Raw genomic sequence first — 21,664 nt, 5'->3', positions numbered from 1 at the left:
GTAGACCTCCACCGCCCAGAACTTCTACGAAGAATGCGAGCGCTCTCCATGACCCACCCGTTCCTCGATCTGCCTCCGCTGACCGCCGCGCGCTTCGCCTCGATCGAGGACCGGGTGGCGCGGCTGCTGGACACCCGGCAGGACGTCGTGATCATGCAGGGTGAGGCGCTGCTGCCGCTGGAGGGGGCGATCCGGGGGACGGCCGGGCCCGGTACGACCGCGCTGAACGTGATCACCGGTCCTTACGGGCAGACCTTCGGGAACTGGCTGCGGGACTGCGGCGCGACGGTGATCGATCTGGCGGTGCCCTTCCATACGGCGGTGACGGCGGACCAGATCCGTGCCGCCTTCGCCGAGCACCCGGAGATCGACTTCGTCTCGCTGGTGCACGCGGAGGCGGCGACCGGCAACACCAATCCCGTCGCGGAGATCGGCGAGGTCGTGCGGGCGCACGGGGCGCTGTTCTACCTGGACGCGGTGGCGTCGATCGGCGCCGAGCCGGTGCTGCCGGACGCGTGGGGTGTGGACCTGTGTGTGATCGGGGCGCAGAAGGCGATGGGCGGGCCTGCCGGGGTGTCGGCGGTGTCCGTGAGCGAGCGGGCGTGGGCGCGGATGGCGGCGAACCCCTCGGCGCCGCGGAGGTCGTATCTGTCCTTGCTGGACTGGAAGGAGCGGTGGATCGACGGCGGGCGCACGGCGCTGCCGCATGCGCCCGCGCAGCTGGAGATGCTGGCGCTGGAGGCGTGCGTGGAGCGGATCGAGGGGGACGGGCTGGAGGCGGTGATGGCCCGCCATCGTGCGGCGGCCTCGTCGACGCGGGCCGGGGTGGTGGCGCTGGGCGGGGGTCTTGAGCCGTACGTCCACGATGCCCGCGAGGCGGCTCCGGTCGCTACGACGCTGCGGGTGCCGGCGGGGGTGGTGGCGTCGGAGGTGGTGGCGCGGGTGTTGGCTGCCGAGCCGGGGTTGCCGCTGGCTGCCGGGGGTGGGGGGTTGGCCAGGGAGATGATCCGGGTCAATCACTATGGGGTGGATGCGGGGGTGGGGGTCGTGCGGGGGTGTGTGGCGGCGTTGGGGGCCGTGTTGGGGGAACTGGGGATGGGTGTGGATGTGGGGGCGGCGGTGGGGGTGGTGGAGGCGGGTTGGCGGTAGCGGGGTTTTTTCGCCCCCGCCGCCCCTACCCGTCCCGTCCCCGGGGGCTGCCGCCCCCGGACCCCCGCTTCGGCCCTGAACGGGCCTCGTCCTCAAACGCCGGACGGGCTGAAAAACCCAGCCCCTCCGGCGGTCGCTGAAACTCAGCCCCTCCGGCGTTTGAGGAGCGGGGTCTGGGGCGGAGCCCCAGGATGGGACGGGTAGGGGCGGCGGGGCGAGAAAAGGCCCCTCCACCAAGAACCACCTCGCCCACAACCCCCCGCCCTGCCATGCTCCCCACATGCCCACCGACACCACCCTCACCCTCCCCGACGGCCGCCCCATCCCCCGCCTCACCGGCCCCGAGCGCCCCATGCTCGAAAGCTGGCTGGACTTCCACCGCGCCACCCTGGAGCTGAAGTGCGCGGGCCTGGACGACACACAGGTGCGCCAAGAATCCGCCGAGCCGTCGGAGCTGACCCTGCTCGGCCTGGTGCAGCACCTCGCGGAGTGTGAGCGGAACTGGTTCCAGCGGGTGGCGGGCGGGCTCGACGTGCCGCCGGTGTACGAGGAGGAGACCGGATACGCGCTCAACCCCGAGCGCGGCATCGACGAGGCGCTCACGACCTGGCGGCGGGAGATCGAGCGAGGGCGCCAGGTGTGCGCGGGCCGGACGCTGGAGAGTGTGGGTCGGATCACGGACGGACCGATGGCCGGGGTCGAGGTCGGTCTGCGCTGGGTGTTCATTCATATGATCGAGGAGTACGCCCGGCACAACGGCCACGCCGACATTCTGCGAGAGCGTATCGACGGTGTTACCGGAGCCTGAATTCAGGGTTATTCCAGAAATTCTTTTCGAGGGCAGCTTCCCATCGTCTTCTGCCCGCTTTCCCGGAACCTAAACGCAAAAATTCCGCGAACACCTATCGGACTGATTCGGACAGGTTCCAGGAGAGTTACAACCCTGTGATGCGTTCCACATCCCGTCCGATTTGCGTGAAATTACCGGGGCGAAAGGTGCATACCACCAGGTCACCGCAGTGCTCCTCACGCCCGCGTGATAACACATCGCGCCACCACGCGTAACCCCGTACGGCCATGCAATTTCAATTTTCCCTCGGTAAATTCAATTCGCATGACTGCCGCACAAGCAGACCTGCAAATCGACCGTCCGGCGGTGGCCGACGGGGCCGCGCTGTGGCGGATAGCCAGAGACTCCGAAGCCCTCGACCTCAACTCGTCGTACAGCTATCTGCTGTGGTGCCGCGACTTCGCCGGCACGTCGGCCGTCGCTCGTGACGAGCGCGGGGAGCCGGTCGGCTTCATCACCGGGTACGTACGCCCGGACCGCCCGCACACCCTGCTCGTCTGGCAGGTCGCCGTCGACGACGCCCAGCGCGGCCGCGGCATCGCCGCCGCACTGCTCGACGGGCTCGCCGCGCGGGTCTGCGGCGAGTACGGCGTCACCGGCATCGAGACCACCATCACGCCCGGCAACACCGCCTCCGAGCGCCTGTTCGGCTCCTTCGCGGAGCGGCACGGCGCCGCCCTGGAGCGCGAGGTGCTGTTCCCCACCAGCCTGTTCCCGGACGGCCCGCACGACCCCGAAGTCCTGTACCGCATCGGTCCCCTCTCCCTCTGACCTCCCCCCACGCAACGAGGAGCGATTCGTCGTGACCATCACCCAGCCCGACCTCAGCGTCTTCGAGACCCTGGAGTCCGAGGTGCGCAGCTACTGCCGCGGCTGGCCCACCGTCTTCGACCGTGCTCGGGGCAGCCGTATGTACGACGAGGACGGCCACGAGTACCTGGACTTCTTCGCCGGCGCGGGCTCGCTGAACTACGGGCACAACAACCCGGTCCTGAAACGGGCGTTGATCGACTACCTGGAGCGTGACGGCGTCACGCACGGGCTCGACATGTCGACCAGCGCCAAGCGGGCCTTCCTGCAGACCTTCCAGGACCTGGTGCTGCGGCCGCGCGACCTGCCGTACAAGGTCATGTTCCCGGGCCCGACGGGCACCAACGCCGTCGAGTCGGCGCTCAAGCTGGCCCGGAAGGTGAAGGGGCGCGAGGCCATCGTGTCGTTCACCAACGCCTTCCACGGGATGTCGCTGGGCTCGCTCGCCGTCACCGGCAACGCCTTCAAGCGGGCCGGCGCCGGCATCCCGCTGGTGCACGGCACGCCGATGCCGTTCGACAACTACTTCGACGGCACCGTCCCGGACTTCCTGTGGTTCGAGCGGCTCCTGGAGGACCAGGGGTCCGGGCTCAACAAGCCGGCCGCCGTGATCGTGGAGACCGTGCAGGGCGAGGGCGGCATCAACGTCGCGCGTCCCGCGTGGCTGCGTGCGCTCGCCGAGCTGTGCGAGCGGCAGGACATGCTGCTCATCGTGGACGACATCCAGATGGGGTGCGGGCGGACAGGGGCCTTCTTCTCCTTCGAGGAGTCGGGCATCACCCCGGACATCGTCACCGTCTCCAAGTCCATCAGCGGCTACGGACTGCCCATGTCGCTGTGCCTGTTCAAGCCCGAGCTGGACATCTGGGAGCCGGGCGAGCACAACGGCACCTTCCGCGGCAACAACCCCGCCTTCGTCACCGCCACCGCCGCCCTGGAGTCGTACTGGGCCGACGGCTCGGCGATGGAGAAGCAGACCCGGGCGCGCGGCGAGCAGGTCGAGCAGGGGCTGATCGCCATCTGCGAGGAGAACCCCGCCGACGTCAAGGAGTACCGGGGCCGCGGCCTGGTGTGGGGCATGGAGTTCCACGACAAGGAGCGGGCCGGGCGCGCCGCGCAGCGCGCCTTCGAGCTCGGGCTCCTGGTGGAGACGTCCGGCCCGGAGAGCGAGGTCCTCAAGCTGCTCCCCGCCCTGACCATCACCCCCGACGAGCTGGACGAAGGGCTCCGCGTCCTCGCCCGGGCCGTCACCGAGACCGCCTGAGCGCGGTCGCGTACCGAGAAAACCCCACCTAGGAGGCATCGCAGCACCGTGATCGTCCGTTCGTTCAAGGACATCGAAGGCACCGACCGCCATGTGAAATCGGCGTCCGGCACCTGGGAGAGCAAGCGCATCGTCCTCGCCAAGGAGAAGGTCGGCTTCTCCCTGCACGAGACGATCCTGTACGCGGGTACGGAGACGTCGATGTGGTACGCGAACCACATCGAGGCCGTCGTCTGCGTCGAGGGCGAGGCCGAGCTGACCGACCACGAGACCGGGCGGACGCATGTGATCACGTCCGGGACCATGTACCTCCTGGACGGGCACGAGAGGCACACGCTGCGGGTCAAGAAGGACTTCCGCTGCATCTGTGTCTTCAACCCGCCCGTGACCGGCCGGGAGGACCACGACGAGAACGGCGTGTACCCGCTGCTCACCGAGCCCGAGGAGGTGTGAGAACCCCATGACGACAACGTCTCCCGTCACCGATCTCTACCCCAGCCGCGGCGCCACCGAGGTGTCGACCCCGCGCCAGGACCCCGTCGTCTGGGGCTCCCCCGGCACACCGGGCCCGATCGCGGCCGGTGAACTGTCGTCCTTCGAGCGTGACGGCTTCCTCGCCATCGACCAGCTGATCGGCGCCGACGAGGTCGCGGTCTACCACCAGGAGCTGGAGCGCCTCGTCAACGACCCGGCGATCCGTATGGACGAACGCTCCATCGTCGAGCCGAAGTCCAAGGAGATCCGCTCCGTCTTCGAGGTGCACCGCATCAGCGAGGTGTTCGCGAAGCTCGTGCGCGACGAGCGGGTCGTCGGCCGGGCCCGGCAGATCCTCGGCTCGGACGTGTACGTCCACCAGTCGCGGATCAACGTCAAGCCGGGCTTCGGGGCGAGCGGCTTCTACTGGCACTCGGACTTCGAGACCTGGCACGCCGAGGACGGTCTGCCGAACATGCGGACGGTGTCCGTCTCGATCGCGCTGACCGAGAACTACGACACCAACGGCGGGCTGATGATCATGCCCGGCTCGCACCGCACCTTCCTCGGGTGCGCGGGAGCCACGCCGAAGGACAACTACAAGAAGTCCCTGCAGATGCAGGACGCGGGCACGCCGTCCGACGAGGCGCTGACGCGGATGGCCTCCGAGTACGGCATCAAGCTCTTCACGGGCAAGGCCGGTTCGGCGACCTGGTTCGACTGCAACTGCATGCACGGCTCCGGCGACAACATCACGCCGTTCCCGCGCAGCAATGTGTTCATCGTGTTCAACAGCGTGGAGAACACGGCCGTGGAGCCCTTCTCGGCTCCGGTACGGCGGCCGGAGTTCATCGGCGCCCGGGACTTCACCCCGGTGAGGTAACGAGGTAACCGGTCAGAGCCAGGACAGCGACGCGGCCCGCTCCAGTACGTTCCGTACGGCGGCCGCGTCGCCGTTCTGTCCCCTGGGCACCGTCTCCGGGGCGTACCGTCCGCCGACCAGCAGGCAGAAGTCGTACGGATCAAGGGTGAGTTCGGCCTGTACGGGCTCGTCCGCGGAGCCCAGCACCCATTCCTCGTCCCCGGTGACCGAGAACAGCACCGGGGGCGCGGTGGGTCCGAGGGCCAGTCCGAGGACGCGCACGGCGAGGCGGACCAGCCGCTCCAGGTGCTCCGGCGGTGGCGGCGGGACGGCGAGGCCCAGGGCGCGGCCGAGGTCGTCGGTGTGGATCCAGGTCTCGAAGCCGCGCACCAGGAAGTGGTCGGCGACGGGCAGCCGCATCCCCATCAGCGTCACGGCCCGCGCGGCGAGTTCCGGATCGTGGGCCTGAGCGGTGGCGAGCAGCGCGTCGGCCTGCGCGGCCCAGTCGGCCACGGTCTCCTCGGGAGTACGGCCGTGCTCATGGGCGATGACATCGGCGCTGCGGCGGTTCCAGGCGTCCTCCCAGTGCGTGCCCTCCTCGATCCGCGAGGGCGGCACACGCGCGTCGACGCCGAGCTCGCCAGCCAGGTGCTCGTCGGCGGCGAGGAGGTGGGCGACGGTGGCGTGCGCGTCCCAGTCGTGCACGACCGGCGTGGTCCAGCGGCCTTCCAGCTCGGGCAGCAGTGCCTTGAGCCCGGCGACCGCGGCGGCGTAGGGGGCGGCGTGCGCGGCGACGCGAGGGCCGGTGGGGCGGGCGCGCAGGGCGAGGGAGAGCGCGCCGTTGTTCCGCCCGGCGGGAGCGCTCGGCTCCGGCCCGTCCAGCAGGCGTACCGTCTCCCGCAGCCGTGCCGCCTGGGCCGCGCAGCTCTCGCACTCGGCCAGGTGCGGGGCCAGGGTCTCCTCCTCGGCCGGGTCGAGGGCGCCGAAGGCCCACGCGGCCAGCAGGTCACGTACGGCTTCGTGCTCGTCGTCGGTCATCGCGCGCCTCCTCTCCGTGCCCGTTCCCTACGGGTACCCCTCTCGCCATCATGCGCCCCTTTCGAGCGCCGGGTCCGGCGGGTCGGCCAAAGTTTCCGCCAAGGAGCGCAGGGCGCTGCGCAGCCGGGTCTTGGCGGTGCCCTCCGGTATGCCCAGTTCCACTGCGGCCTGCCGGTAGGTGCGGCCGGCGAAGTAGGCGAGGTGCACGACCTCGCGCTGTGGCTGCGGGAGTTCGGCGAGGGCGGAGTGCAGGAGGAGGGAGCGTTCGCGGTCCACGACCGTCTCGTCGGGGCCGGGGCCGGCGTCGGGGATGGCCTGGAGCGCCGAGTCGTCGGCGCCGGCGTCCTTGCGGTGCCTGGCCTCGCTGCGCACCCAGTCCACGGCCCGCCGGTGGGCGAGCACGGACAGCCAGGTGCGCAGCGAGCCGCGGCGCGCGTCGAAGGTGTACGGCCGGCTCCACAGGTGGGCGAAGACCTCCTGCGCCACGTCCTCGGCGGCGACCGGGGAGCGGGTGACACGCACGGCGACCCGCCGCACCAGCCCGCCGTACGCCGTGTACACCTCGGCCAGCGCGGACTCGTCGCCGTACACCAGCCGCCGGTGCACCTCCGCGTCGGCAGGCGGCGGTGCGGAGGTGACACCCGTGGACTCCACGTGCCCTTCCTAGCGTCCCGGCTGGTCCCGCGCCAGTGGTTCGGGTCGGTTCGGGTCGGTTCAGGCGGAGAGGACGTCGAGGAGGCGGTCGACGTCGGCGGGCGTGTTGTAGAGGTGGAAGGCCGCGCGGAGGTTGCCCGCGCGGTCGGAGACCTCGACTCCGGCGCTGCTCAGCCCGGCCTGGCGGTGGCCGAGTCCGGGCACGGAGACGATCGGCGAGCCGGGCGACGGGACGGGCTCGTGGCCGAGGGAGGCGAGGCCCGCGCGGAAGCGGTCGGCGAGGGCGAGGTCATGGGCGCGTACGGCGTCCACGCCCAGTTCCTCCAGCAGTTCGAGGGAGCGGCGGGCGCCGGCGTAGGAGAAGAGGGCGGGGCTCTCGTCGAACCGCCGTGCGGAGTCGGCGAGTTCGTCGATGGGGCCGTAGCAGGCGTCCCAGGGGTGTTCCCCCGCGACCCAGCCGGCGAAGAGCGGGGTGAGTCCGCCGAGGTCCTCCGGGACGACCAGGAAGGCCACGCCCCGTGGGCAGACGAGCCACTTGAAGGCGACGGAGGCGGAGTAGTCGTAGGCGTCCGCGTCGAAGTCCAGCCATCCGGTGGCCTGGGACGCGTCGATGTACGTACGTGTGCCGTGTTCGCGGGCCGCCTCACGGATCGCGGGCAGGTCGGCGACCCGGCCGTCGGCGGACTGCGCGGCGCTGACCGCGACCAGGGCGGTGCCGGGCCGCACCGACTCGGCGACCCGCTCCAGCGGCACGGTGCGCACCTTGAGGTCGGAGCGGACGTGGAAGGGGTTCACGACGGAGCTGAAGTCGCCCTCGGCGGTGAGGACTTCGGCGCCCGACGGGAGGGAGGCGGCGATCAGGCCGCTGTAGACGGCGACGGAGGCCCCGGCCGCCACCCGGTGCCCGGGCACGCCGACGAGCCGCGCGAAGGAGGCGCGGCTCGCCTCTACGTCGGCGAACATGTCGGTCGGCCGTCCGACGGCCGCGGCCTCCACGGCGGTCCGCATGGCGGCGACGGTGCGGGCCGGTACCAGGCCGGTACTGGCCGTGTTCAGGTAGGTGTTCTTCGGCGCGAACTCGGTACGGACGAGGCTCTCGAAGGTCTCCATGGCTCCACTCTGGGCCCGGGAGAACTGATAGTCCATTGACTATTTCTGCGTGGTTTCGCCAAGCAGTCCTTATAGATCCGCCGTCACCTGCGCTTTTAGTTCTGCGGCACCGCGCACCCGTCGGGGCCGCACGCGTCCGCGTCACCCTGGTCGATGAGCTGAAGCGGCGACCGCTCGCCCCAGGCCTGTGTCAGGGCCTGCTCGAAGACCTCTGCGGGCTGGGCGCCGGAGACGCCGTACTTGCGGTCGAGGACGAAGAAGGGCACGCCGTTGGCCCCGAGCTGGGCGGCCTCACGCTCGTCGGCTCGGACGTCGTCGGCGTAGGCGTCGGGGTCGGCGAGGACCTTGCGGGCGTCGTCGGCGTCGAGCCCGGCGGCCACGGCCAGCTCCACGAGCCGCTCGTCGCCCTCGGAGAACAGGGACCGCTCCTCGGCGAAGTTCGCCTTGTACAGGGCCTGGATCAGCGCGTCCTGCCGGCCCTGCTCCTTGGCGAGGTGCAGCAGCCGGTGCATGTCGAAGGTGTTGCCGTGGTCGCGGCCCTGGGTGCGGTACGCGAGCCCCTCCGCGGCGGCCTGCGCGCCGAGGTTCTCCTCACCGGCCTGGGCCTGCGCGGCGCTCATGCCGTACTTCTTCGTGAGCATGGTGATCACGGGCTGGATGTCACCCTTGGCGCGCCCGGGGTCCAGTTCGAAGGAACGGTGCACCACCTCGACCTGGTCGCGGTGCGGGAAGGCCTCCAGCGCCTTCTCGAAGCGGGCCTTGCCCACATAGCACCAGGGGCAGGCGATGTCGCTCCAGATCTCGACGCGCATGTCTTCGGCTCTCTCCAGCTCGAACGGATACGGAGACACCCTCCGCCGAGTGGGTGAACGTTCAAGCAGCGGGCTTCATTCCCCGGTCACGGAGAACCTCAGATACAGATGGTGATCGCCCTCGGCGGGCGGGTTCTCGGGGTCGGGCAGCCATCCCCGGCCGGCGTAGAAGGCCTGGGCGCGCCGGTTGTCCACATGCACGTCGAGCACGGCGGTGCGCTTGCCGTCGGCCCGCCACTCCTCCAGACAGGCCGCGTGCAGCGCCGTACCGACACCGCGGCGCCAGTGCTCGGGGTCGACATGGAACTGGAACAGCTTGACCGTGTCGACGGCGGCACCCTCGGGCGTACGGAAGGACGCCAGCCCGACGATCCGCCCCTCCTCCACCACGCACAGCACATGCCCGTCCGGCCGGGCGATGGCCTCCTGCCAGGCGGCGGTCCAGTCGGTGCCGTCCTGCGGCAGCCCGTCGGGGTAGTACGTCGCCCGGGCCCGCGCGTGCAGAGCGGCGATGTCCTCGGCCTCGGCGGGCAGCACGGTGCGGATCACACGACTCGTGGTCGCTCGGTCACTGATCATGCAACGGAGGACGTGACCTCGGACGCCCCGGTTCCGAGCCGGCTGAACTGCGCCCGGTAGGCGCTCGGCGTCAACCCCGTACGGCGGACCAGATGCCCGCGCAGCGAATCGGCCGTGCCCAGGCCGCAGGCGCGGGCCAGCTGGTCCATGGGCAGGGCGGTGGTCTCCAGCAGTTCCTTGGCCCGCTCGATGCGCTGGTGGAGCAGCCACTGCAGCGGGCTCACCCCGCTCTCGGCGTGGAACCGGCGGGTCAGGGTGCGGACGCTGACGCCGGCGTGGCGGGCCAGGTCGGTGAGGGTGAGCGGCTTGTCGAGGTTGCGCATGGCCCAGCCGCGGGTGTCGGCGCAGGCGGTGCCGCGCTCGGGCGGCAGCGGGGTCTGGGTGAACTGGGTCTGGCCGCCGGGCCGTACGGGTGCGACGAGGGCACCGCGGGCGACCTCGTTGGCGACGGCGGCGCCATAGTCGGTGCGGATGATGTGCAGGCACAGGTCGATGCCGGCGGCGTAGCCGGACGCGGTCAGATACGGGCCGTCCTGCACGTAGAGCACGTCTCCGCGCAGGTCGATCTGCGGGTACCGCCTGCGCAGTTCCGCGGCGTGCGCCCAGTAGGTGGTGGCCCGGCGCCCCTGGAGCAGGCCCGCCTCGGCCAGTTGGAAGGCGCCGGTGCACAGCGACGCGATGCGCTTGCCGGCGGCCGCCGCCTCCCGGACGGCGGCCACGATCCGCGCCTCCGGCTCGTACGGCGCCCCGGTGCCCGCCACGATCACCGTGTCGGCGTCCCGCACGGCGTCGAGGCCGTGCCGTACATACAGGTCGAGGCCGCCGGAGGTGGGCACGGGCCCCGGCTCGGCCGCGCAGACGACCACCTCGTACCCCGGCAGCCCGTCCCTGACGACCTTGCCGAAGAGCATCTCCGGGATGGCGAGGTTGAACATCGACACGGGCGAGGGTGCGATGACGGCGATGCGGTGCGGCACGCTCGACTGGGACATGGCCAGAACCTCCGGGTACATGGCATTGCGGCCACTACTCTACGGCTGCGGAGATCCGCAGCATGGAGCCATGTCGACGAACCCGCCCCTGGAGAAGCCCGAACTCGCCGCGCCTGTCCGCGAGTTGGGCCCCACCAGGCCCTCCCCCGCGCTCACCGTGACCGCCGCCCTCCTCGGCTTCGCGCTGATCTGCCTCGACGCCTCCGTGGTGAACGTGGCGCTGCCCGCGATCGGCTCCACGCTGGACAGCGGTATGTCCGGCATCCAGTGGGTGGTGGACGCGTACACCCTGGCCTTCGCCGCGCTGATGCTGTCGACCGGGGCGTTCGCGGACCGGGCGGGCGCGAGCCGGGCCTACGCGCTCGGCACCGTCGTGTTCACGCTCGCCTCGGTGGCCTGCGGTCTGGCGCCGAATCTGCCGACGCTGATCGGTGCGCGGGTGGTGCAGGGCGTGGCGGCGGCCGCCGTGCTCCCGGCGTCGCTCGCCCTGGTGCGGCAGGCGTACGACGATCCGGCCCGACGGGCCCGCGCGGTGGCGCTGTGGGCGGCGGGCGGTTCGGTCGCGGTGGCGCTCGGTCCGGTGGCGGGCGGCGCGCTGACCACGGCCTGGGACTGGCGGGGGATCTTCTTCGTCAATGTGCCGGTGGGCATCATGATCCTGCTGCTCCTGATCCGGACCCCGCGCTCACCGCGCCGTCCGGCACCGCTCGATCTGCCGGGCCAGCTGACCGCGGTGGTGGCGCTCACGGCCCTGGCCTTCGCGGTGATCGAGGGCGGGACGGCGGGCTGGGCGGCGCTGGCGGTGGCCGTGGTGGCGGCCGTGGCGTTCTTCCGGATCGAGGCACGCGGACCGCATCCGGTCGTCCCCCTCGACCTCTTCCGCGACCGGACAGTGACGGCGACGGTCGCGGCGGGAGCCGCGGTCAGCGTCGCCTTCTACAGCCTGGTGTTCGTCTTCTCGCTCTTCTTCCAGCAGGTGCAGGACCGTTCCCCGCTGTACGCCGGGCTGCTGTTCCTGCCGATGACCGGGCTGATCGCGGTGACGAACGTCGTGGCGGGCAAGCTCGCCGGCCGGTACGGTCCCCGGCTGCCCATGCTGGTGGGACAGGCCCTGGCCGTCGCGGGGCTGCTCCTGCTCCTGTACGTCGACGCCGGCACACCCTCGTCGCTGGTGGCCGTGCTCCTCGTCCCCATGGCCCTGGGCTGCGCGCTGACGGTGCCGCCGCTCACCGCGGCGATGATGGACGCCGTACCGGCCGAGCGGGCGGGCCTGGCGGCCGGTGTGCTCAACGCGGCACGCCAGGTGTCCGGCGGTCTGGGCATCGCCGTCTTCGGGGCGCTGGTCTCCGACGGGTTCGTCGGGGGCATGCGGCTGAGCCTGCTCATCAGCGCGGCCCTGCTCACGCTGACGTTCGCACTCAGCTTCCGTCTCGCAGGTCCTTCGGCCAGTCGGGCCTGAACTCCAGGTGGTCGTACGTCACGACACACCCCTCCCCCATCGGCGACTGCGTCATGAAGCCGACCAGGGCGGCGTCGGTCTCCTTCTCGTCCCCCAGCGTGAACAGCCGGACGAAGGTCCAGCGCTCACCGTCCCGGGAGGCGTGGAAGGCGAAGGCCCGCCCGGTCCTGCTCACCCGCAGCCAGACCGAACTGCCCTCCACCGAGAAGGAGTTGGCGTCATCGGAGTGCCCACGGGTGACCACCGTGCACACGGTCGGCACATCCGGCGAGTACTCCAGACACAGCTTCGCCCAGGCCCGCTCCCCGACATGGACGTAGAGCACCCCCGCGTCGAAGGCGGCGGCGAACCCGACGGTGACCCGCGCGATCAGCTGGAAGTCGCCCTCGGGCGCTCCCAGCAGTCGCGGCGCGTCGGAGGCGGGGTCGAGCCCCTCGCCGGTCGGCGGCACGAAACGATCCTGCCGGGACCCGGCCCAGCCGGAGAGGATGCCGTCCTCGTAGAGCCAGTGCCCGTCGGGGCCGTAGGTACGGAGGGGGAAGGGCAGTTCGGGAAGTTGCACGTCCATCGCCACAGTGTCTCAGTAGAACAAGCGCGCCCATCCTCTGGGCGCCGGGATCTGCAACGCCCCAAGGGGCGCGGGGAACTGCGCGACAAGCCACGATGAACCCGCGGCCGGCAATCCCCCGCAACCCCTACGGCGCTATCGCTCCAGCCGCCCGTTGAACCGACGCGGCAGCCCCAGCACGTTCTCATCCCGCAGCTCAACCGGCAGCAACGCCTCCGGCGCCCCCTGATAGGCAACCGGCCGCATCCACCGCTCAATCGCCGTCCCGCCCACCGACGTGGACGTCGAGGTCGTAGCCGGGTAGGGCCCACCGTGATGCTGGGCCGGCGCCACAGCAACCCCCGTAGGCCACCCATTGACCAGCACACGACCGGCCAGCGGCGTCAGCTCCGCGAGGATCTCCGCGCCACGCCCCTCACCGGCGGCCTCCGAAGCCGACAGGTGAACCGTCGCCGTGAGATTCCCCGGCAGCCGGGACAGCACGGCCCGCGCCTGGTCGTCGTCGTCATAGCGCACCACCACCGTCACCGGCCCGAAGCACTCCTCCAGGAGCAGGTCGTACGCCCCCTCGCTCGCCAGCTTCTCGGCGCCGACCGTGAGGAACCCGGCGCTCACGGTGTGCTCACCGCCCGCTCCCGGTGTCACCGGGGACTCCACGTCCGCCAGCTCGCCGCGCTCGGCGACCCCGGCGATGAAGTTGTCCCGCATGCGGTGGTCCAGCAGAACGCCCGAGTCGGTGTCGCTGACGGCGTCCGTCAAGGACTTGACCAGGCCGTCACCGGCGGCACCGGACGGCACCAGGACAAGCCCCGGCTTCACACAGAACTGGCCGACGCCCAGCGTCATGGAGCCCGCGAGCCCGGTGCCGATGGCCTCGGCCCGCTCGGCAGCCGCGGCCTCGGTGATCACGACGGGGTTCAGGGAGCCCAGTTCGCCGTGGAAGGGGATCGGGACCGGGCGGGCGGCGGCCGCGTCGAAGAGGGCGCGGCCCCCTCGTACCGAACCGGTGAAGCCCGCAGCCGTGACCAGCGGGTGCTTGATCAGTTCGATGCCGGCCTCGAAGCCGTGCACCAGGCCGACGACACCGGCCGGGATGCCGTGCTCGGCGGCGGCCGTACGCAGCACCTTGGCGACCAGTTCCGACAGGGCCGGGTGGTCGGGGTGGGCCTTGACGACGACGGGGCAGCCCGCGGCGAGCGCGCTCGCGGTGTCGCCGCCGGCGACGGAGAAGGCGAAGGGGAAGTTGGACGCCGAGTAGACGGCGACGACGCCGAGCGGCACCTTGTAGCGGCGCAGGTCCGGGATCGGCGGGGTCGCGGTGTCGTCGGGGTGGTTGATGACGACGTCCAGGAAGGCGCCCTCGTCGACGATGTCCGCGAACGCCCTCAGCTGGTAGCAGGTGCGGGCGAGCTCGCCGGTGAGGCGGACCGGGCCGAGCGCGGTCTCGGCGTCGGCGGCCTCCACAAGGTGGTCCTTGGCGCCCTGGAGCCGGTCGGCGGCGGTGCGCAGGAAGGCCGCGCGGACGGTACGGTCGGCCAGCGACGGGCGCGCCTCGTGCGCGGCGCGGACGGCTTCGTCCACCTCCTGGGCTGTGGCCTCCACCGCAACCTGTTCACGCTGCTTCCCGGTTCGGGGGTCGACACTCCAGACTGGTGCTGCTGCCACCGCGGGTCCCTCCACACATGTTTTGCGCAGTACTGGGTCATCCACCAGGTGTGTTCGATATGCTGAACACTGTCTCTGATGATGAATACGCTGTCGGAGACTATTTCCCGTCGAACGAAGGGGTCAAGGGCGATGTCGGCAGGCGAGACGGGCGGCGGAGCGCAGGTCAAGTCCGCGGTACGGACGGTTGAACTGCTCGAATACTTCGCCGGGCGCCCCGGCATGCACTCCCTCGCGGCGGTCCAGGAGGCCGTCGGATATCCGAAGTCCAGCCTCTATATGTTGCTGCGCACTCTGGTCGAGCTGGGCTGGGTGGAGACCGACGCGACGGGCACGCGGTACGGCATCGGCGTACGGGCGCTCCTCGTCGGCACGTCGTACATCGACGGCGACGAGGTGGTCGCGGCGGCCCGGCCGACCCTGGACCGGCTGTCCGACGACACCACGGAGACCATCCACCTGGCGCGTCTCGACGGCACGAACGTCGTCTACCTCGCCACCCGCCAGTCCCAGCACTATCTGCGCCCCTTCACCCGGGTCGGCCGCCGCCTGCCCGCGCACTCGACGTCGCTGGGCAAGGCGCTGCTGAGCACGTACTCGGACGAACAGGTCCGCAAGATGCTCCCGGAGACGCTGCCCGCGCTGACCGAGAACACGATCACCGACCGGGAGAAGCTCATCGAGGAGCTCCACCAGGTCCGTGAGCAGGGCTTCGCCGTGGACCGCGAGGAGAACACCCTGGGCCTGCGCTGCTTCGGTGTGGCGATCCCGTACCGCACTCCGGCCCGCGACGCGATCAGCTGCTCGGTGCCGGTGGCCCGGCTGACGCCGGCGCACGAACAGATGGTGAAGGACGCACTGTTCGACGCGCGTGACCGGCTGACACTGGCCACCCGTAGGCTCTGACTCCATGGATGACGCCAGAGAAATGCATGTGGAACTGCGCGCGGTTCACGCCAGCGATCTCCCGGCCTTCTACCGGCAGATGAACGACCCCGTGGCCCTGCGCATGGCGGCTTTCACCCCCAAGGACCCGGCCGACCGGGACGCCTTCGACGCGCACTGGAAGCGGATCCTGGCCTCGTCGGCCGTCCATCGCACGATCCTCGCCGACGGTGACGTGGTGGGCAGTGCGGCGGTGTACGGGGAGCCGGGCGAGCGCGAGGTCACCTACTGGGTCGACCGCGCCTACTGGGGCCGCGGTGTCGCCACCGCCGCCCTGCGGGGACTGCTCGCCGAGGTGCCCGAACGCCCGCTGTACGCACGGGCGGCGGCGGACAACGAGGGCTCGCTGCGGGTGCTGCGCAAGTGCGGCTTCCGGGTGACCGCGCAGGCGCGTGGCTTCGCGAACGCGCGCGGCGAGGAGATCGACGAGCTGGTCCTGGCCCTGGAGGGCTGAGCGGGCCTCCCCCGCGCGGCGGAGACGGATCACCGTCGCGCAGGAGGTGCGCCCCGGCCGCCGCGCGGGAGCGTGGACGCATGACGCAGACACTCTCCGGCCCTGTCCTGCTGAGCCACCCGCGTCGGGTGCTGCGGGCCGTCGCGATCGTCTCCTGTGTGCCGTATCTCGGGCTCAAGGCCGCCTGGATCGCCGGGAGTCACCTCGGGATCCCGGACGGCAGCTCGCTGCTGGAGCACCGGGCGACCATGGCGGTGGCCAACGGTCTGTCCGTGCTGCTGGACAGCGCGGTCATCGTGCTCGCGCTGGTGCTGACCCGGCCGTGGGGGCTGCGGGTGCCGGCGTGGCTGCTGGTCCTCCCGGCCTGGGTGGCGACCGGGCTGCTCGCGCCGATCATGGCCGGGTTCCCGCTCCAGCTCGTGGTGCGGGCGTTCGGCGGGGGCGGCCACCGCGGCCCGGCGGGTGAGCCGTTCCTGGACGAGTGGGTGTTCGGCGTCGTGTACAGCGGGTTCATCGTGCAGGGGCTCGCCCTGGGGGCGCTGTTCGCGCTGTACGCCCGGGACCGGTGGGCGCAGCTGTGGCGGGGGCGGGTGTGGGAGTTGCCGGTCGGTGTCCTCGGCCCGGCGCAGCGGGCGACCGCGGTCGCAGCCGGGGTCCTCGCGCTGTTTCCGCTCACCGTGCACCTGCTGTGGGCCTGCGGCGGCACGGCAGGGCTCACCGAGGACCCGGGCGCCGACTTCCGGGTCCTGGAGGCCATGTACGTCGTCTTCCTCGCCGCCACCGTCATGGGTGCCTGGCAGCTCGCCTTCCGTCGCGGGCGCGCCCTGCCCGTCCTGGTGCCGCTCGCCCTCGCCTGGGTCGGCTCGGCCGCCGTCGCCTGCTGGGGCGGCTGGCTGTCGCTGGCCTCGCTCGGCGTGGACGACGTCGCCGACCGTCCGACACCGCTGATGAACCTCGCCTACGCTGACCAGATGATCGTCGGCATCCTCGTCGCCGGCCTCGGCGTCCACTTCCTCGCGGAGCGCTCGGCGAGGGCGAAGTGTCGTACGGCGTGAACGACTTCGTCCGTCCGTTGTTCGGCCGGCGGGCGCGGCTGCGCTGGATCCATCTGATCCTCGGCGGCGCGCTCGCCATGCCGTACGTCTTCGTGGGCCAGCTGGTGGTGGGCCCCGCCATGGACTCCCGGTACGTCTTCAACGACCTGCCCCTGCAACTCCTCTCCTTCGCCGTGGGGTTGCCGCTGGCCGCCGTCACCGCTGCCGTGTTCCCGCTGACCCGGCCGCTGGAGTCGGGGGCCGTGCGGGCGCTGTGCGGCGTCGAGGCGGAGCGGCTGGCGCACGGCCCCGCTCGGACGTGGGCGGCGAAGGGGCGGGCGGCGGCCTGGTTCACGCTGCATCTCGGGTTCGGCGGGATCATCTCCGGGATGTCGCTGGCGGTGCCGCCGTTCGCCGGGTTCCTGACCTCGCTGCCGCTGCTGGTGTGGCTGGGCGGGGCCGAGCTGCCCGAAGCGCTCGACCACACCTGGGTGGTGGCGCTGGCGCCGATCGCGGGCGTGGCGACGATGCTGGGGCTCGCCGTGTGCGCGGCCGTCTCGGGGACGCTGCTCGCCCGCTGGGCGCCCGCGTTGCTCGGGCCGACGCCGGAGGACCGGCTCGCGGCGGCCGAGGCGCGGGCCGCGGACCTCGCCGTGCGCAACCGGCTGGCGCGCGAGCTGCACGACTCCGTGGGCCATGCCCTCAGCGCCGTCACCCTCCAGGCGAGCGCGGCCCGCCGGGTCCTCGACAGCGACCCGGAGTTCGTCCGCGAGGCGCTCGCCGCGATCGAGGACACGACGCGCCGCACGGTCGGTGAACTCGACGCCGTACTGGGCGTGTTGAGGGACGGCGACGCACCCGGTACGGCCCCGGCGCCCACCCTCGCCGCCGACCTCGCCGGGCTGCTGCGGCGCACACGCGCGTGCGGGCTCCGGGTGACGGCCGAGGTCGGCATCGACCCGGAGGCGCTGCCGCCCGTGCTGTCCCGGGAGGCCTACCGCATCGTTCAGGAGGGGCTCAGCAATGCCCTCAAGCACGCCGGTGAGCGGACGGCCGTGTCCCTGCGGGTCGAGCTCGCCGTGGACCATCTGGAGATCACCGTCGAGAACCCCCTGGAGCGGGCCCCCGCCTGCCGCCCCGGTGGCGGTCATGGCCTGCGCGGCATCGCCGACAGGGCCCGGCTGCTGGGCGGCACGACCGAGGCCGGGCCCGCGCGGGGGACGTGGCGGCTGCACGTACGACTGCCCATGAAGGGACCCGCATGACGACCAGCCCGACCGTCCGGATCGTCCTCGCCGACGACGAGCGCATGGTGCGCACCGCCCTGCGCGCGATCCTCTCCGTCGAGCCGGACCTTGAGGTGGTCGGCGAGGCCTCGACGGGGGCCGAGGCGGTGTCGGTGGTGCGGGAGCGGCGGCCCGACGTCGTCCTCATGGACGTCCGGATGCCGGAGATCGACGGCATCCGGGCCACCGAGCAGATCCTCGCCACGCTCACCGACCCGCCCCGGATCGTGGTCGTCACCACCTTCGAGAACGACTCCTATGTGTACGACGCCCTGCGCGCCGGAGCCGCCGGGTTCCTGCTGAAGCGGGCGGAGGCCGACGCGCTCGTGCAGGCGGTACGGCTGGTGTCGCGCACCGACACCCTGCTGTTCCCGTCGGCCGTACGGGCCCTCGCGGCCGAGCACGCGCGCGCGTACCTCACGCCGCCGCCCTGGGTGGCGCGGCTCACGGCCAGGGAGAGCGATGTGCTGCGGCTGATGGCGCGGGGCCTGACGAACGCGGAGATCGCCCGGCGGATGGATGTCGGTCCGGCCACCGTGAAGTCGCATGTGGCGGCCGTCCTGGCGAAGACCGGGACCCGGGACCGCACCCAGGCGGTGATCGCCGCGTACGAGGCGGGCTTCATGAACGCGCGATGAGAAATCGGGCCGCAAGGGAACGATTGCGCCCATCCCGATCGTCCTGACGGGTGGGATGAACAAGACGATCAGGCGGGCGTCCGTCTTCACGCTGCTGCTGGTGTTCGCTCTGCTGGTCAGGGCGACCTGGGTGCAGTTCTACGACGGTCAGGCACTCGCGGACGACAAGGACAACCGGCGGAACACGATCGCGCTGTACAGCGAGCCGCTCGGCAACATCGTCGTGGGCGGCGACTCGGTCACCGGCTCGGCGCGGACCAAGAGCGGGGACCTGGCGTACAAGCGCACCTACACGGACGGCTCGCTGTACGCGGCCGTGACGGGGTACAGCTCACAGGCGTTCGGGGCGACCCAGCTGGAGGGCGTGTACCGGGATCTGCTGGACGGGACGGACAACCGCCTCAAGAGCGTGATGGACACGGTCACCAACAAGCGCGCCGATCCGGGCAATGTGATCACCACGATCGACCCGAAGGTGCAGAAGGCGGCCTATGACGCGCTCGGCGACAAGAAGGGTGCCGCCGTCGCGATCGACCCCACCACCGGGAGGATCCTCGCGACGGTCTCGACCCCGTCGTACGACCCGTCGAGGATCACCACCGGTGACTCGGCCGCCTGGTCCGAGCTGACGAAGGACTCCGACAAGCCGATGACGAACCGCGCGCTGCGCCAGCCGCTGCCGCCGGGGTCGACGTTCAAGCTGGTCGTGGCGGCGGCCGCGCTGGAGGACGGGCTGTACTCGTCGGTGGACGCGAAGACGGAGAGCCCGGACCCGTATGAGCTGCCGGACTCCAGCAGCGAGCTGACGAACGAGAACCCGTCCGCGCCGTGCGAGAACGCCTCGATCCGGGTCGCGCTCCAGTACTCCTGCAACAACGTCTTCGGGAAGATGGCCGTCGACCTGGGCCAGGACAAGGTCCGTGCGATGGCAGAGAAGTTCGGCTTCAACGACAAGGCCCAGGACGTGCCGGTGCGGGCGTACACCAGCGTGTACCCCTCCGACATGGACAAGCCGCAGACCGCCCTGTCCGGCATCGGCCAGTTCGATGTCACCGCGACCCCGCTGCAGATCGCCATGGTGTCCGCCGCCATAGCCAACGGCGGCAAGCTGGTCTCGCCGCACATGGTGTCCCAGATCACCAACAGCGGTGGTGATGTGTTGGAGAACTACGACGACACCGCCGACACCACGGAGATCATCAGCTCCGACACCGCCGAGCAGCTCCAGTCGGCGATGCAGACGGTCGTGGAGAAGGGCACGGGCACGAACGCGCAGATCTCCGGCGCGACGGTGGGCGGCAAGACGGGCACCGCCCAGCACGGCGAGAACAACAGCAAGACCCCGTACGCCTGGTTCACGTCCTACGCCAAGGCCGACGGCAAGGAGGTGGCGGTGGCGGTCCTCGTCGAACAGTCGGACGCGGCGAGGTCGGAGGTCAGCGGCAACGGCCTGGCGGCCCCGGTGGCCAAGGCCGTGATGCAGGCGGCGCTGCGCTAGCGCCGCTCACTTCACGCCGAGGATCTGCTCGATCGGGTCGATGGCGAAGTACACGAGGAACAGCACCGAGGTGCCCCACATCAGCCAGTGGATGTCCTTCGCCTTCCCGAGCACCAGCTTGATGACGACGTAGGCGACGAACCCGGCCCCGATGCCATTGGTTATCGAGTACGTGAACGGCATGACGGCGATGGTCAGGAACGCCGGGATGGCGATCTCGTACTTCTCCCAGTCGATGTGCTTGACCTGCGTCATCATCAGGAAGCCCACGGCGACCAGGGCGGGCGCGGCGGCCTGGAGCGGGACGATGGTGAGCAGCGGGGTCAGGAACAGGGCGAGTCCGAACAGACCGCCGGTGATCAGGTTGGAGAAGCCGGTGCGTGCCCCTTCGCCGACACCGGCCGCCGACTCGATGTAGGACGTGGCCGAGGAGGCCGAGGCCGCACCGCCGGCCGCCGCGGCGGCACCGTCGATCAGCAGCACCCGGCCGAGGCCCGGCACCTTGCCCTGCTCGTCCAGCAGGCCGGCCTCCGCGCTGATGCCGACGACCGTGCCCATGGTGTCGAAGAAGTCGGACAGCACCAGGGTGAAGATCAGCAGGACGACGGTGAGGGCGGTGGTCTCGCCGAAGGCGCCGAACAGGCTGAAGTCGCCGATGAGTCCGAAGTCCGGGGTGTCGACGACCTTGTCGGGCCACGCCGGCGTGGTCAGGCCCCAGGCCTTGATGTCGGCGATCGAGTTGATGATCATCGCGACTGCGGTCATGGTCACGATGCTGATCAGGATGGCGCCCTTCACCTTGCGGGCGAGCAGCGCGATGGTCAGCAGGACTCCGAGGCAGAACACGAGCATCGGCCACCCGGCGAGCTGCCCGGTGCCGCCCATCTGAACCGGCACGGTGGTGTTCGCGGCGTCCGGGATCCGGCTCACGAACCCGGCGTCCACGAAGCCGATGAAGGCGATGAACAGGCCGATGCCGACGCTGATCGCCTGCTTGAGCGGTTGCGGGATGGCGTGCATGACGGCCTCGCGCAGCCCGGTCACCACCAGCACACAGATCAGCAGGCCTTCGAGGACGATCAGGCCCATCGCGTCGTCCCACGCCATGAGCGGGGCGATCTGGAAGGCGACGACGGCGTTCAGGCCGAGGCCCGCGGCGAGCGCGAGCGGGAGGTTGCCGCCGACGCCCATGATGATCGTCATGACCGCGGCCACCAGGGCGGTGGCGGTGGTGAGTTGGACGGCGTCCAGCTGGTCGCCGAACTTGTCCTTGGCGCTGCCGAGGATGATGGGATTCAGGACAAGGATGTAGGCCATCGTGAAGAACGTGGCGAAACCGCCCCGTATCTCACGCGCGAAGGTGGATCCCCGTTCGGAGATCTTGAAGTACCGGTCCACGCTGTTCAGGCCCGGCGGTGGGGCACTTGACCGGTCGGTCACCTTCTGGGATTCGGACATGGCGCTGGCTCCTCGTTGCCTGATGACGGCTCGTTGATCGATCTGCGGATGCTGGCTGGATTGTG

22 protein-coding genes are annotated in these 21,664 nt (G+C 71.0%); 13 read left to right on the top strand and 9 right to left on the bottom strand.

Annotated elements, in window-relative coordinates:
- Nucleotides 1-48 precede the first annotated feature (48 nt).
- From IE325_RS16910 to thpD, 6 genes are all read left to right on the top strand, one after another.
- A complete protein-coding gene (locus IE325_RS16910; protein ID WP_190070726.1) occupies nt 49-1,149 on the top strand; it encodes a pyridoxal-phosphate-dependent aminotransferase family protein in 1,101 nt (366 codons plus the stop codon).
- Between the two features lie 280 nt (nt 1,150-1,429).
- On the top strand, nt 1,430-1,957 hold the full coding sequence (locus tag IE325_RS16905; protein ID WP_190070725.1) for a DinB family protein: 528 nt from the start codon (nt 1,430-1,432) through the stop codon (nt 1,955-1,957).
- Between the two features lie 306 nt (nt 1,958-2,263).
- Entirely contained in the window at nt 2,264-2,770 is a 507-nt protein-coding gene (gene ectA, locus IE325_RS16900; RefSeq protein WP_190070724.1) for a diaminobutyrate acetyltransferase, read from the top strand.
- Between the two features lie 31 nt (nt 2,771-2,801).
- Nucleotides 2,802-4,073 (top strand): diaminobutyrate--2-oxoglutarate transaminase, encoded by a 1,272-nt coding sequence (ectB, locus tag IE325_RS16895; protein ID WP_190070723.1) that lies wholly within the window; start codon nt 2,802-2,804, stop codon nt 4,071-4,073.
- A gap of 48 nt (nt 4,074-4,121) precedes the next feature.
- Entirely contained in the window at nt 4,122-4,526 is a 405-nt protein-coding gene (locus IE325_RS16890) for an ectoine synthase (protein WP_190070722.1), read from the top strand.
- A 7-nt stretch (nt 4,527-4,533) separates the two neighbouring features.
- The gene (thpD, locus tag IE325_RS16885; protein WP_190070721.1) at nt 4,534-5,430 is read left to right on the top strand and encodes an ectoine hydroxylase; all 897 of its coding nucleotides are present in this window, start codon (nt 4,534-4,536) and stop codon (nt 5,428-5,430) included.
- Between the two features lie 12 nt (nt 5,431-5,442).
- Here thpD and IE325_RS16880 read toward each other — a convergent pair whose 3' ends face one another.
- The 6 genes from IE325_RS16880 to IE325_RS16855 form a co-directional block, all read right to left on the bottom strand.
- Entirely contained in the window at nt 5,443-6,447 is a 1,005-nt protein-coding gene (locus IE325_RS16880) for a maleylpyruvate isomerase family mycothiol-dependent enzyme (protein ID WP_190070720.1), read from the bottom strand.
- Between the two features lie 48 nt (nt 6,448-6,495).
- A complete protein-coding gene (locus IE325_RS16875; RefSeq protein WP_190070719.1) occupies nt 6,496-7,101 on the bottom strand; it encodes an RNA polymerase sigma factor in 606 nt (201 codons plus the stop codon).
- A 60-nt stretch (nt 7,102-7,161) separates the two neighbouring features.
- Complete coding sequence (locus IE325_RS16870; RefSeq protein ID WP_229911840.1) at nt 7,162-8,211, bottom strand: aminotransferase class V-fold PLP-dependent enzyme; 1,050 nt, start codon at nt 8,209-8,211, stop codon at nt 7,162-7,164.
- A gap of 95 nt (nt 8,212-8,306) precedes the next feature.
- Nucleotides 8,307-9,023: a DsbA family oxidoreductase gene (locus IE325_RS16865; RefSeq protein ID WP_190070717.1), complete on the bottom strand. Its 717-nt coding sequence runs from the start codon at nt 9,021-9,023 to the stop codon at nt 8,307-8,309.
- 75 nt (nt 9,024-9,098) lie between these two features.
- Nucleotides 9,099-9,602, bottom strand: a complete 504-nt coding sequence (locus IE325_RS16860; RefSeq protein WP_190070716.1) for a GNAT family N-acetyltransferase — start codon at nt 9,600-9,602, stop codon at nt 9,099-9,101.
- Nucleotides 9,599-10,594: a GlxA family transcriptional regulator gene (locus IE325_RS16855; protein ID WP_190070715.1), complete on the bottom strand. Its 996-nt coding sequence runs from the start codon at nt 10,592-10,594 to the stop codon at nt 9,599-9,601. The genes IE325_RS16860 and IE325_RS16855 overlap by 4 nt, the downstream gene beginning before the upstream one ends.
- A 70-nt stretch (nt 10,595-10,664) precedes the next feature.
- On the opposite strand from IE325_RS16855, the gene IE325_RS16850 reads away from it, so the two are divergent.
- Nucleotides 10,665-12,053, top strand: coding sequence for an MFS transporter (locus IE325_RS16850; RefSeq protein WP_229911839.1), 1,389 nt, complete (start codon nt 10,665-10,667; stop codon nt 12,051-12,053).
- On the opposite strand, the gene IE325_RS16845 is transcribed toward IE325_RS16850, so the two are convergent.
- Both IE325_RS16845 and IE325_RS16840 read right to left on the bottom strand, forming a co-directional pair.
- A complete protein-coding gene (locus tag IE325_RS16845; protein ID WP_190070713.1) occupies nt 12,013-12,621 on the bottom strand; it encodes a DUF1349 domain-containing protein in 609 nt (202 codons plus the stop codon). The two genes, IE325_RS16850 and IE325_RS16845, sit on opposite strands and share 41 nt — an antisense overlap.
- Before the next feature lie 135 nt (nt 12,622-12,756).
- Nucleotides 12,757-14,286, bottom strand: a complete 1,530-nt coding sequence (locus tag IE325_RS16840; protein ID WP_190070712.1) for an aldehyde dehydrogenase (NADP(+)) — start codon at nt 14,284-14,286, stop codon at nt 12,757-12,759.
- 132 nt (nt 14,287-14,418) lie between these two features.
- Between IE325_RS16840 and IE325_RS16835 the strand changes: the two genes are divergently transcribed.
- From IE325_RS16835 to IE325_RS16810, 6 genes are all read left to right on the top strand, one after another.
- A complete protein-coding gene (locus tag IE325_RS16835; RefSeq protein ID WP_030956770.1) occupies nt 14,419-15,192 on the top strand; it encodes an IclR family transcriptional regulator in 774 nt (257 codons plus the stop codon).
- A gap of 22 nt (nt 15,193-15,214) precedes the next feature.
- On the top strand, nt 15,215-15,685 hold the full coding sequence (locus IE325_RS16830; RefSeq protein ID WP_190070837.1) for a GNAT family N-acetyltransferase: 471 nt from the start codon (nt 15,215-15,217) through the stop codon (nt 15,683-15,685).
- An 80-nt stretch (nt 15,686-15,765) separates the two neighbouring features.
- The gene (locus tag IE325_RS16825; protein WP_190070711.1) at nt 15,766-16,740 is read left to right on the top strand and encodes a hypothetical protein; all 975 of its coding nucleotides are present in this window, start codon (nt 15,766-15,768) and stop codon (nt 16,738-16,740) included.
- Entirely contained in the window at nt 16,737-17,984 is a 1,248-nt protein-coding gene (locus IE325_RS16820) for a sensor histidine kinase (protein ID WP_190070710.1), read from the top strand. Before IE325_RS16825 ends, IE325_RS16820 begins: the two co-directional genes overlap by 4 nt.
- The gene (locus IE325_RS16815) at nt 17,981-18,643 is read left to right on the top strand and encodes a response regulator transcription factor (RefSeq protein ID WP_190070709.1); all 663 of its coding nucleotides are present in this window, start codon (nt 17,981-17,983) and stop codon (nt 18,641-18,643) included. Before IE325_RS16820 ends, IE325_RS16815 begins: the two co-directional genes overlap by 4 nt.
- A gap of 55 nt (nt 18,644-18,698) precedes the next feature.
- Nucleotides 18,699-20,141: a peptidoglycan D,D-transpeptidase FtsI family protein gene (locus IE325_RS16810; protein WP_190070708.1), complete on the top strand. Its 1,443-nt coding sequence runs from the start codon at nt 18,699-18,701 to the stop codon at nt 20,139-20,141.
- Nucleotides 20,142-20,147: 6 nt separating this feature from the next.
- Here IE325_RS16810 and IE325_RS16805 read toward each other — a convergent pair whose 3' ends face one another.
- A complete protein-coding gene (locus IE325_RS16805) occupies nt 20,148-21,599 on the bottom strand; it encodes an NCS2 family permease (protein ID WP_190070707.1) in 1,452 nt (483 codons plus the stop codon).
- Nucleotides 21,600-21,664 lie beyond the last annotated feature (65 nt).

Source organism: Streptomyces lanatus (assembly GCF_014655715.1).
Lineage (GTDB): Bacteria > Actinomycetota > Actinomycetes > Streptomycetales > Streptomycetaceae > Streptomyces > Streptomyces lanatus.
This window is presented reverse-complemented; position numbering and strand designations above follow the sequence as displayed.

Bases quoted from the DNA above. Each gene is read 5' to 3' on its own strand.
- IE325_RS16910 (WP_190070726.1), top strand. From the start codon at position 49: ATGACCCACCCGTTCCTCGATCTGCCTCCGCTGACCGCCGCGCGCTTC.
- IE325_RS16905 (WP_190070725.1), top strand. From the start codon at position 1,430: ATGCCCACCGACACCACCCTCACCCTCCCCGACGGCCGCCCCATCCCC.
- ectA (WP_190070724.1), top strand. From the start codon at position 2,264: ATGACTGCCGCACAAGCAGACCTGCAAATCGACCGTCCGGCGGTGGCC.
- thpD (WP_190070721.1), top strand. From the start codon at position 4,534: ATGACGACAACGTCTCCCGTCACCGATCTCTACCCCAGCCGCGGCGCC.
- IE325_RS16880 (WP_190070720.1), bottom strand. From the start codon at position 6,447: ATGACCGACGACGAGCACGAAGCCGTACGTGACCTGCTGGCCGCGTGG.
- IE325_RS16870 (WP_229911840.1), bottom strand. From the start codon at position 8,211: ATGGAGACCTTCGAGAGCCTCGTCCGTACCGAGTTCGCGCCGAAGAAC.
- IE325_RS16865 (WP_190070717.1), bottom strand. From the start codon at position 9,023: ATGCGCGTCGAGATCTGGAGCGACATCGCCTGCCCCTGGTGCTATGTG.
- IE325_RS16860 (WP_190070716.1), bottom strand. From the start codon at position 9,602: ATGATCAGTGACCGAGCGACCACGAGTCGTGTGATCCGCACCGTGCTG.
- IE325_RS16855 (WP_190070715.1), bottom strand. From the start codon at position 10,594: ATGTCCCAGTCGAGCGTGCCGCACCGCATCGCCGTCATCGCACCCTCG.
- IE325_RS16850 (WP_229911839.1), top strand. From the start codon at position 10,665: ATGTCGACGAACCCGCCCCTGGAGAAGCCCGAACTCGCCGCGCCTGTC.
- IE325_RS16845 (WP_190070713.1), bottom strand. From the start codon at position 12,621: ATGGACGTGCAACTTCCCGAACTGCCCTTCCCCCTCCGTACCTACGGC.
- IE325_RS16835 (WP_030956770.1), top strand. From the start codon at position 14,419: ATGTCGGCAGGCGAGACGGGCGGCGGAGCGCAGGTCAAGTCCGCGGTA.
- IE325_RS16830 (WP_190070837.1), top strand. From the start codon at position 15,215: ATGCATGTGGAACTGCGCGCGGTTCACGCCAGCGATCTCCCGGCCTTC.
- IE325_RS16825 (WP_190070711.1), top strand. From the start codon at position 15,766: ATGACGCAGACACTCTCCGGCCCTGTCCTGCTGAGCCACCCGCGTCGG.
- IE325_RS16815 (WP_190070709.1), top strand. From the start codon at position 17,981: ATGACGACCAGCCCGACCGTCCGGATCGTCCTCGCCGACGACGAGCGC.
- IE325_RS16810 (WP_190070708.1), top strand. From the start codon at position 18,699: ATGAACAAGACGATCAGGCGGGCGTCCGTCTTCACGCTGCTGCTGGTG.
- IE325_RS16805 (WP_190070707.1), bottom strand. From the start codon at position 21,599: ATGTCCGAATCCCAGAAGGTGACCGACCGGTCAAGTGCCCCACCGCCG.